This is a genomic window from Vibrio sp. 10N.222.52.C3, assembly GCF_041474195.1.
Taxonomy (GTDB): domain Bacteria; phylum Pseudomonadota; class Gammaproteobacteria; order Enterobacterales; family Vibrionaceae; genus Vibrio; species Vibrio crassostreae_C.
Window position 1 is genome coordinate 1 of the sequence record NZ_JBFRTQ010000217.1, and the last position, 1,115, is coordinate 1,115.

The following is a 1,115-nucleotide window of genomic DNA, read 5'->3' on the forward strand; positions in this document are numbered from 1 at the left end:
AGCTAATCATGATTAGCTTTCTTTTAGTTTTTACCCTCCTCGTTACCACAGCAATTGGTACTTGGGTAGGAACAAATAAGGTTTTTGAGGTACTTAAACGTATTCATACTACTGGAGAGTTGATATTTTCTTTGGATAGGGCTCGTCTTAACACGTTAGGCTATGTAAGAGATAATAGTGAAAAATATTTAAATGAAGCCTTAAGCTATATTGAAAAGGCCAAGGATCTGACATTAGATTTAAATGATCACAATGAAGAAAGAATTCTCGTTCTTATCAGTAAATATAGAGAGGGCTTTTTAGAGTATGTTGCGATAGATAAAGAAAGAAAAGCAATAATAGCCGAGTACGCAGCACGCTCTAATTTGGTAAATAATAATATAAAGATGGTTCTGAAATTCAACTATACTTATAGAAACCCTCACACAATTGAACTTATAAACAGTTTGATAAGTGATAAAACTGCTATAAACAAAAAAATAGTCAACTCTCTTACTCTTGGAAGAAGACTAGACACTCAGCAATTAAATGAAGCTATTGGTATTCTTAAAAACATAAAATCCAATTTAGAAGAGCTAATACCTCTTATAAAAAACAAAGATAAATCATATTATCTATCAAAATTATCAGAAGACACTGATTTCTACATTGATATATTCACTAAATTAAACAAGAATAACTATGCATTGATTAAAAATTCTAAAGAAGCTATTCCATCCGTTTTAGAAGCCGAAGCAATCATACTTTCTATTCGTGACGAAAGAATTAATAGTGTGAGTGATTTAAAGCTGACCTCTTATCTCATTACGCTACTAATGTTGTTGTTTTTCATTGGTATGGTTATGTTAGCGTACTTGATTTACCATTCATTAAAGAGTTTAGTAAGGCTTACACACGAGGCAACAATTACTAGAGATGAGGCTATATCATCTACAAAAATAAAGTCTCAATTCCTTGCTAATATGAGCCATGAAATCCGAACGCCTTTAAATGCAATAATTGGTATGAGTCAATTAGCAACGAATACTGACATCGATATCGATAAAAATAAATATATAAAAAATGTTAATAACGCCTCTATATCTCTATTGAAGATAGTCAACGATATTTTAGAT

General features: G+C 30.9%; 1 protein-coding gene. It reads left to right on the forward strand.

Features of this window, described 5'->3' with window-relative positions; genetic code table 11:
* On the forward strand, nt 1–1,115 hold a 1,115-nt coding region (locus AB4517_RS22335; protein WP_372150038.1), incomplete at both ends, for a histidine kinase dimerization/phospho-acceptor domain-containing protein.